Annotated in this window: 4 protein-coding genes; all 4 read left to right on the top strand. The window is 28.3% G+C overall.

Going from position 1 to position 10,352, the window contains the following annotated elements:
• The first annotated feature begins 291 nt into the window (after positions 1 to 291).
• Positions 292 to 504, top strand: coding sequence for a hypothetical protein (locus tag ABGF45_RS05790; RefSeq protein ID WP_134711986.1), 213 nt, complete (start codon positions 292 to 294; stop codon positions 502 to 504).
• A 196-nt stretch (positions 505 to 700) separates the two neighbouring features.
• A complete protein-coding gene (locus tag ABGF45_RS05785) occupies positions 701 to 1,267 on the top strand; it encodes a redoxin domain-containing protein (protein ID WP_134711985.1) in 567 nt (188 codons plus the stop codon).
• Between the two features lie 205 nt (positions 1,268 to 1,472).
• Positions 1,473 to 5,327 (top strand): glycoside hydrolase family 2 TIM barrel-domain containing protein, encoded by a 3,855-nt coding sequence (locus tag ABGF45_RS05780; protein WP_408112651.1) that lies wholly within the window; start codon positions 1,473 to 1,475, stop codon positions 5,325 to 5,327.
• A complete protein-coding gene (locus ABGF45_RS05775; RefSeq protein ID WP_408112650.1) occupies positions 5,320 to 10,299 on the top strand; it encodes a beta-N-acetylglucosaminidase domain-containing protein in 4,980 nt (1,659 codons plus the stop codon). The genes ABGF45_RS05780 and ABGF45_RS05775 overlap by 8 nt, the downstream gene beginning before the upstream one ends.
• Positions 10,300 to 10,352 lie beyond the last annotated feature (53 nt).

Raw genomic sequence — 10,352 nt, 5'->3', positions numbered from 1 at the left:
AATCATATTATAAGACAAAGCAGTTTGTGGTGGTTATAAAAAAAGAATTTTACTACTTTATGGATAAATTAGGGGTATCTTTAGAATTGAAATTATTTTATGTAAGAAGTAAAATGCATTTTTGGAATTTACTATATACAGCCGGTAAATGAATGTAGATGTATGTGGGATTATACATTGAAAACTCTAATAATTAATATAGTTGTAAATCATTTTTTTTGATAATAGATAAGTTTTTTTAGAAGAAGGTATATAGAAAATATTCTTATTTTAATAATCTGCGAGAATAATATGTTTTACACAGTTATAAAAACAGTGGTATTGTGGCAAAAGATGAATCGAGATTGGAATATATTTAACTTTCAATTTGAAGATGCTCTAACAAAACTGTTTGGATTCGCATATTTTGAAGTTGTTATTCTTGAAACAATAAGTAGTAGAAAAATTAAAGAAATATTGGCAAAAATAACAACACGAGATGGGATAAATATCAAGTTAGGGTAAAGGCTAATGGTAACCATTTGGCTTCTGAAATTGTAGAAGTAGAAAAAAATAAGTAATTACTAGTGTATTTACTTTGAATTTTAATTAATAAATTTGTTATAAAAATATTTTAATTGTAATAAATGTTTTTTTATAGTAACATGTATATGTAGGAGTCTACTCCTACTAAAAATAAATTGATGAAAGGGGACAATTTATGGAAAATTTAATAGGAAAAAAATTAGAAGAATTTGAAGTTCCAGCATATGCGAACGAAGATTTTACAACAGTTACAGATAAAGATTTAGAAGGAAAATGGTCAATTTTGTTCTTCTATCCGGGAGACTTTACATTTGTGTGCCCAACAGAATTACAAGATTTACAAAACCATTATGAAAAATTAAAATCATTGGGAGTTGAAGTATACAGTGTTTCAACAGATAGCGAATTTGTTCATAAAGCATGGAAAGACGAGTCAGTAGCAGTTAAGGGAGTACAATACCCAATGTTATCAGATAGAGCATTTGTTTTATCAAGAATGTTAGGAGTGTTAAAGGAAAAAGACGGACAATCATTAAGAGGTTCATTTGTAATTAATCCTGAAAATGAAATTGTAGCTTATGAAATTCACTCTGATGGTATCGGTAGAGATGCTAGCGAATTGGTGAGAAAAGTTGAAGCAGCTCAATTTGTTGCAACATATGGAGATAAAGTATGTCCGGCAGCATGGCATCCGGGAGATGATACATTAACACCTGGAAAAGATTTAGTAGGTAAAATTTAATAAATAAATTTTAATAGAGCTTGTTGCAAAATAATGAAAGCATTATTTTGTAACGGCTCTTTTTTTTGATATTATTTTTAATTTTGAATAAAAAATGTTCAATATTCAGAATAGGTTTTCATATATTTTTATGGTAATATAAAAAAGAAAGTTTATGTTTTTATATCTTAAATAAAATACATAGTCTATACTAAGTGGAGGGATTATGCTAAATAAAAAATACTTGAATATTAATCGAAATTGGAAATTTAAGGAAAGTGATATATTAGAAATTGAAGATTTAACAGAAAAAGAAATTTCTGATTTTACGGAAGTGGACTTGCCACATGATTGGAGCATATATAAAGATTTTAATCAAAAGTCATTATCGAGAAATGAAGGGGGATTACTTGATGGCGGCACTGCATGGTATGTAAAAAAAATAAATATTGATGAGTCATTTGCAAATAAAAATATTTTCATAAAATTTGGCGGAGTTTATATGGACTCATATATTTATGTAAATGGGAGTTTAGTTGGAAATTATCCATTTGGATATAACACATTTACATATGATTTAACAGAATATTTGTATTATGGAGAAAATACTATAGCTGTAAAAGTTACAAATATGCAACCTTCATCGAGATGGTATTCAGGTTCGGGAATTTATAGAAATGTAGATTTGATATTAAGAGAAAAAATATATATTAAAAATAATGGAATTGTAATTTCAACGCCAAATTTAAAATATAATCAAGAAAACGTTGAAACAAAAATTGAAGTAAAACTATTTAATTCCTCAAATTATGAAGAAAATATAAAGATTAAATTTAACCTATTTGATGCAAATGGAAAAGAGGTTAAAAATTTAGAAGTTTCAAAAAAAATAGGAAATAAGTCAGAATTAATGATTAATGAAACTATGGTAGTTGAAAAACCTAAACTATGGGATATAGATAATCCTAATTTATATTACCTAAAAACTCAAATTTATATAAATGAAGAGTTAATTGATGAGGAGTTTACAAGATTTGGTTATAGATACTATTCGTGGACAAGAGAAGATGGTTTTTCACTTAATGGGAAATATTTAAAGTTTCATGGAGTTTGTTTGCATCATGACAATGGAGCGTTGGGAGCGGAATTGTATGAGCAGGCAGATAGAAGAAAACTTCAAATCATGAAAGATATGGGAGTGAATGCGATACGTACTTCTCACAATCCGCAATCTGAACAATTTATTAAACTATGTGATGAAATGGGATTTTTAGTACAAGAGGAAGCTTTTGATACATGGTTTGGAAATAGAAAAAAAGAATATGACTACAATAGGTTTTTTAATAAATTATCGACACATCCGGATGCAAATGATGGAGAAATTTGGGCGGAATTTGATATTAAAAACATGGTTAGAAGAGATATTAACAGTCCGTCGATTATAATGTGGTCGATTGGAAATGAAATTTTTGAAACTGAGCAACCTTATGGTGTTAGTCAAGCTCGAAACTTAATTAAATGGATAAAAGAAATTGATGAAAGTAGATACGTTACAATCGGAGAAAATTCTTTGATATGGAATAGAAATGAAGAAGCCCATCATGTTAAAATTGCAGGAATGCTTGATACGGTTGGATTAAATTATAACGAAGATGGCTCTGATGAATTATTTGAAAGATATACGGATTGGATTTTGTATGGAGCGGAAACATCATCCGCAGTAAAAAGTAGGGGAATATATTATAATTCGCAAATTAGAGATTCAATTGCTACCGGAAATTCAAATAAACCGGATAGAATGTATCAAATGTCAGACTACGGAAATGACAGAGTAGGATGGGGGAAAACTGCTATTGATTCATGGATTCATGATAGAGATAGAAAATATTATGCGGGACAATTTATATGGACGGGATTTGATTATATAGGAGAGCCAACACCATGGCATAATGAAGAAGATTTGGGGGCACCGGTAAAATCATCATTTTTCGGCATTGTTGATACGGCAGGATTGCCAAAGATGGACTATTATTTTTATCAATCTCAATGGTTCAGTAAAAATGATAAAAAAGTAGTGAAAATATTGCCACACTGGAACTTTGAAGATAGAAAGTTATTAAAACAATTTGGGACAGATTTGAAAAGAGATGATGATTTAATTCCTGTTAGAGTATATTCAAATATTGAAAAAATAGAGCTTTTCTTAAATGGAAAATCATTAGGAGAAAAAGAATTTAATAAAAAAACTACAGATTATGGATTTGAATATCTAGAAGGAGAAACAAAAAGAGATTTATATTTACAATGGCTTGTTCCATTTGAAAAAGGGAAATTAGAAGCAATTGCAAAAGATGAATATGGAAACGAAATTGCCAGAGATGAAGTGATGACATCTGAAAAACCTAAAAAAGTGAAATTATCAGTAGATGAAAATTTACAAAAATGTGATTTAGTATATGTGAGATTTGATATTATTGACGAAAATGAAAATATTGTACCATATGCAAATAATTTAGTTGAATTTGAAGTAACAGGAAATGCAGAAATATTAGGTGTTGACAATGGAGATGCAGCATCTCAGGAAAGATATAAATCACAAAATGACGGTAGATGGATCAGAAAAGCATTTAGTGGCTCAGGTATGGTAATAATTCAAATGAAATCAGAAGGTATGGCTATTTTAAAAGCAAAATCTGAAAATCTTGAAAGTGCAGAAATAGAATTATTATTAAATCCTAAAAATGTAACATTTATTGAAAATGAAATTTCACAGTTAGGAAGCAAAATTTTTAATATTGCTGATGGAAAAGTTATAGAAACTAAGGATATTGTATTGTCAATTCAAAAAGGTCAAGAATTGCATTTACCTGAAAAAGTTAGAGTTATATTAGAAAATAAATTTAATTGTTATGAAAATGTAGAGTGGAATTTCGACGATTTATCAAGTATTAAAGAATTAGGCAGATATCTAGTTCATGGAAAAACTCAAAGTGGCGAAAATGTAATTGCAAATATAAATGTAAATGATTTTGTTTCTGTTGAAAACTTTAGCTTTGCATTTAGAAAGGGCACAAAAAAACCTCAATTGCCAAAATTTGCTACAGTTTATAATACTTCTGGAGATATGAGAAAATTACCGATAATAAAATGGATTGATGAAAATACAAATGAAGAAGTAGATTTTAATAGTTTAGAAAATACAGATAATTTATTATTACATGGAATTTTGGAAAATTCAGATTTTATTTCAAAATTAAATATTAGATTTGTTGAAAACAATGATGCTAGTGTAATTTCTAGTTATAATTATGCCAGATCATGGAATGGTTCGGAAATACCGGCAGGAATCGCATCATTTACATCGGATTTAGATTATACATTATCAACAACAAAAGCATTAAATAATGAAATAGTTTCATATGATGACACATATATTGACAGATGGACAAATATTTCTAAAGAAAAGAGAAGTGAAGATTGGGCAGGGATATTATTTGGACTTGCAGGAGAATTTGAACAACATCAAATTAATAAAGTAGAAGTGTTTTTCTTTGAAGATAATGAAGTGTCCGTACCAAAAGAATATAAATTAGAATATTATGTTCCTGAAAAAATTTCATTTCCTAAGGATTATCAAAATATTCAATCATTAGAACATGAACTGGCAGATGATAATAATTGGAGGGAAATTTCAAATTATACTGAAACTATTGGCGAAAGAGAAAAATTCAAGATTTTTGAATTTGAAGATGTGCTTACACATGCTATAAGAGTAAAAATGATTGCTCAAGATGATAAAGCGATTGGAATTACAGAAATTAAAGCATATGGTAAAGAAGTAAAAGAATTGGATGATTATGAGTTAAAAATTTTAGTGGACGGTAAAATCCTACAATTTGAGAAAGAGAAGATAATTTATGATATTTCTAAAGATATAAAGGAAATAATTGTAGAAGCTACAAATAATGCGGCAATTACTAAAATACCAGGAATTACGAAAAATGATGATATAACATATATAGTTAAATCAGAAAATAAATTAATGGAAAACAAATATATTTTAAGGAGAAAAAATGATTAAATACGAAATATATCCTATTCCTCAAGAAATAGAATATTTTGAAGGACAGCTTAGCTTAAATGTTGAATTTAATTTAATATTAAACGAAAAAGTTGATGAAGTTAATAAAAATAAAATTGAAAAACTTTTAAGTTCGAAGAAAATAAATTTATCTGACAATGCAAATAAATTAATAATATTGGAATTTTCAGATAATTTAATAAATCACGATGAATATCAATTAGAAATTTCTACAAATGAAATTAAAATTATCGCTAAAGATAACGATGCATTATTCTATGGAATTCAAACATTAGAAGCTATATTTGAACAATCAAAAAATGATATAAATAAATTAAAAATTTCAGATTATGCTTCAATTAAGTACAGAGGGATAATTGAGGGGTTTTATGGGATTCCATGGTCATGGGAAAATAAAAAAGAATTATTAAGATTCGGCTCTAAATTTAAAAATAATTTATTCATTTTTGCTCCAAAAGATGATCCGTATCATAGAGAAAAATGGTATGAATTATATCCTGAAAAAGAATTAAATTTATTGGGAGAAATGGCAAAATTAGGAAATGAGTATAAAAATAGATTTGTTTATACAATTTCTCCATTTAAGAAAGAATCAAATCCGATTAGCAAAGAAAATTTTGAAGAATCAGTAAGTATTCTTATTGAAAAATTTGAACAATTATATTCAGTAGGAGTAAAACAATTTGGAGTATTGGGTGATGATGTTGGAAAGCTTCCTAATTCAGTTGTTGTAGATGTTATGAATAGATTGTCAGCTTGGTCAAAAGAAAAAGGAGATGTAAAAGACTTCTTGTATTGTCCTGCTTCATACGTATTGACATGGGCATGGGATGCACAAGAATTAAATGCCTATACAGAAGGATTTCCTGAAGATGTACACATTTTCTTTACAGGAAAAGAAACATGTTCACCTGTAAATAAAGCTGATGTTGACAAATTAAAAACCAAAGAAATTGATGAAGCACATGGAGGCACAGGCAAAGAAAGAAGAGAGCCATTTTTCTGGCTAAATTGGCCTGTAAATGACATTGATATGAATTATAGAAAATTATACATGGGTAAAGGTGAATTGCTTTATAAAGACGTTGACAATATAGTTGGTCTTGTAACAAATCCAATGCAAGAAGCAAATGCTTCAAAAGTGGCAATTTTTGCAGTTTCTGATTATTCATGGAATATTAAATCTTTTGATTGTGAAAAGTCATGGAATGATTCATTTAAATATATAGATAAATTTGCCTTTGAAGAATTAAAGACGATTGCAGCACATATGGCAAATCAAAATGAAAAAGGTATACAAGAGTTAGAAGAGTCGGAAGATTTTAAAGAGTTGCAATTTGAATTTAATAAGGCAATGGATAATGCTCTAGTTTCAGAGGTTAAAGATGTATTAGGAAAAATAAAACCTAAATTTGAGTTTTTAGTTAAAACGGTAGATAGATATTTTGCAAAATCAAAAGAAGTAAAATTAATTAAAGAAGTAAAACCGTATTTTGATGCGTTTAGAGAATTGTTATTATCAGGTGTTTACTATATTGATTCGTTTGGTGCATTAGAAGAAGGTCAAAAAGAAATTGGATTAAAATTGTATGATAAGGCACGATATTATAATGAAAAATACGCATATCATTCAATTGATGCTGACCCTAAATCAAATAGATTTATGAAAAAATCAGAAACATCAACACTTAGAATCAATCCTATTATCACAAGATTAAAAGAGTATTTGGATAAGATTTTTGCAAAAAGAAGTAATCTTTCGCATGCAGAAAAAATATTTTATAGAGGTTTAGATAATTCGAAATCATATAGAATTCCTGCGTTGTTGGAAACTAAAGAAGGTACATTGCTTGCATTTGCGGATAAGAGAAATGAACACCAATATGATTGGGGAAATATAGACCTTGTGGTAAGAAGAAAAGAAAAGGGACAAAAAGTATTTTCAAAAAATTTAGTTATTATAGATCCTGTAGATCAGGATGGTGGAGAAATGCCACCATATGTAACATGGCCTGTAGATTTGGATATAGGGGATAAATCTGCATTTACAATTGATCCGGTTGTATTGCAGTCAAATTCCGGTAAAATATTTGCATTTGTAACTGCATTTCCACAATCAAAAGGATTTTTCTCAATTAGAGAATCCGGAAACGGTTACGTAGAAGTTGAAGGCAATAAATATCTAGAATTATTTGATAAAGAAGAAAACAGATATTATGTAAAAGATTCTAAAGTTTATACACTTAAAGGAGAACTAACAGAATTTACAGTTAAAAAAGATGAAATTCAGCCATTTCATGAGAACGGAGATTTATATAAGGGTAGTGTAAAAGTTGGAAATATATTTTTGATGAATAGTGAATTATTTATACAGCAAACTTCACATATTTTGATGACCTATTCTGAAGATGATGGAAAAACGTGGTCATATCCTATTGATTTAAATCCGCAAGTTAAAGAATCATGGATGAAATTTATGGGGGTTGCACCCGGAAGAGGAATAACATTAAAATCTGGCAGGATTATATTTCCTGCATATTTCACAAATGAGTATACAAGACAAAATACGTGTTTAGTTTATTCTGATGATGATGGTAAAACATGGCATAGAAGTCAATCAGTTAATGAAAATAGAAAAATTGAAGATGAAATATTAAATGATAAAGAAGAATATAATTATTTTTATCAAACCAGCGAATCACAACTTGTACAGTTAGATAATGGAGATATCAAAGTATTTGTTAGAAATCAATTCCATGGAAAACCTGTACACATTCAAATTGCAACAAGTAAGGATAATGGTGAAACATTTGAATCCGAATTGGTAGATGTAAATTTTGAATCGCAATCAAATTGTCAATTGTCGGTGGTACATACACATTATCAAGATAAAGAGTACGTATTGGTTTCATCGCCATCATCAGCTCATTCAAACGAAAGATTCAATGGAAGAATATATATCGGGGAAGTTAGTGATACTGGAGAAATTAACTTTGTAAATTCAAAATATATTTCATTTGGAATGTTTTGGTATTCATCAATGGAAAAATTTGGTGATAAATTTGCGATTATGTATGAGGGTGGTGACAGCTTGATGCATAATGATATGGATATAATGTATAGAGAATTTAATTGGGAATATCTATTAGAAAATGAAGAAACATTAAGATATGAAATTTATCCTGTACCAAAACATTTAGAATACAGATACAGATCGACCTATTTAAATAAAACATTTGAATTAAACTTTGGGGAAGGTATCTCGGATTATAATAAATTAAAGTTAAATGAGATTATAGACGAATTAAATTTTGATGTTACAGAAGATTCATCAATAAAAGTAAACTTAAAATTAGATGAAAGTTTAGAAAAATTTGATCAATACACAATTGAAATAGAAGAAAATATAATTAATATTTCCGCACAAAGTAATGACGCATTGTATTATTCATATATGACACTTTTACAAATATTTGAACAAAATTCTAAATTTGTAAGAAATTTATATATAAATGATTACGCTACTCAAAAAATTAGAGGAACAATTGAAGGGTACTATGGAATACCTTATTCAACAGAGCTTCGTAAGGATGTGATGGAATTTTCATCAAAAATAAAAGCAAATGTATTTATATATGCTCCAAAAGATGACCCATATCACAGAGAAAAATGGTTTGAACCATATCCTGCAAAGGAACTTGAAGATTTTAAAATGTTGGGAGAATTGGGAAATAAAATTAAAACAAGATTTGTTTGGACGATTTCACCATTTAAAAAAGAATGCAATCCAATTAATGAGGAATCATTTGAAGAAAATATTAAATTATTACTTGCAAAATTGGATCAGGTTTATGAAATAGGTTTAAGACAATTTGGAGTTTTAGGTGACGATGTGGGAGCATTACCTAAAGAAGTTGTTGTTAAAGTAATGAACAGAGTTAATGAATGGGCTAAGTCCAAAAAAGATAAAATTTATGATTTTGTATTTGTGCCGGAAGGGTATGTATTAGCTGATTGGGGATTTAGACCTGATGAACTGGATTTGTATTCAAGTGAGTTTCCTGATAATGTCCAAATAATGTTTACAGGTGATAATACTTGTGCACCAATTACACAAAAATCAGTTATAGATTTTAAAAATAGAGAAATAAAGCGTGGAGAAAGAAGAGATCCTCTATTTTGGTTAAATTGGCCGGTAAATGATATTGATAGAACCTCATATAGAAGATTATTTATGGGTAAAGGAGAAATGCTTGAACCCGGCACAAAAGGACTTGTAGGTTCACTTACAAATCCATTAGAAGAAGGGTACGCATCACTTGTTGCATTATTTGCAATAGCTGACTATTCTTGGAATACAGAAGATTTTTATGCACAAAAATCATGGGAGGCGTCATTTAAGTATATTGATGAAAATGTTTCAGATGAACTTTATGAAATTTGCAAGCACATGTCAAATACAGATGCATCAGGCACAAATTCTGATAACGGTGGTATATCTAATTTAGAAGAATCAGAAGAATTAAAAACATTTATCGAAAACTTTGAAGAAACATTTGAATCCGATAATATTTTTGAATACAGATATAATTTATATAAATTAAAGAGAGAATATTTTAATATATATGAATCTATAGAAAAATATTACAAAAATTTCTCAAATTCAAAATTAGCAGTTCAAATTAAGCCTTATGTATTGAATTTAAGGGATAAATCAAAAGCTGCATTTAATTTTATTTTTGCAATAGAATTAATCAAAAAGAATGAATTAGAAAAAGCAAAAGAAAAATTTGAAATAGGTAAGAAATTACTGGAAGATAGCAAAAAGTATGAAGTATTTACAAAAACATCAGAGTTTCCTGCTAAAAATTTAAAGGCGGTGTCAGGCACTTACAGAATTGATAAAAACATTGCTCAAATTGTTGAATTTTTGACAAAAACTCTTAAATAGCTAAATTATAAAGATGAAATTATTTTCATAAAATAATTTCATCTTTACTGTTT

The sequence above is a fragment of the Helcococcus sp. KG196 genome (assembly GCF_046035495.1).
GTDB classification, from domain to species: Bacteria; Bacillota; Clostridia; order Tissierellales; family Peptoniphilaceae; genus Helcococcus; species Helcococcus ovis.
Note: the sequence above shows the minus strand (reverse complement) of the source record. Positions and strands in the feature narration are given on the sequence as shown.

Excerpts from the sequence above, each read along its gene's own strand:
- ABGF45_RS05790 (WP_134711986.1), top strand. The coding sequence starts at position 292 with ATGTTTTACACAGTTATAAAAACAGTGGTATTGTGGCAAAAGATGAAT.
- ABGF45_RS05785 (WP_134711985.1), top strand. The coding sequence starts at position 701 with ATGGAAAATTTAATAGGAAAAAAATTAGAAGAATTTGAAGTTCCAGCA.
- ABGF45_RS05780 (WP_408112651.1), top strand. The coding sequence starts at position 1,473 with ATGCTAAATAAAAAATACTTGAATATTAATCGAAATTGGAAATTTAAG.
- ABGF45_RS05775 (WP_408112650.1), top strand. The coding sequence starts at position 5,320 with ATGATTAAATACGAAATATATCCTATTCCTCAAGAAATAGAATATTTT.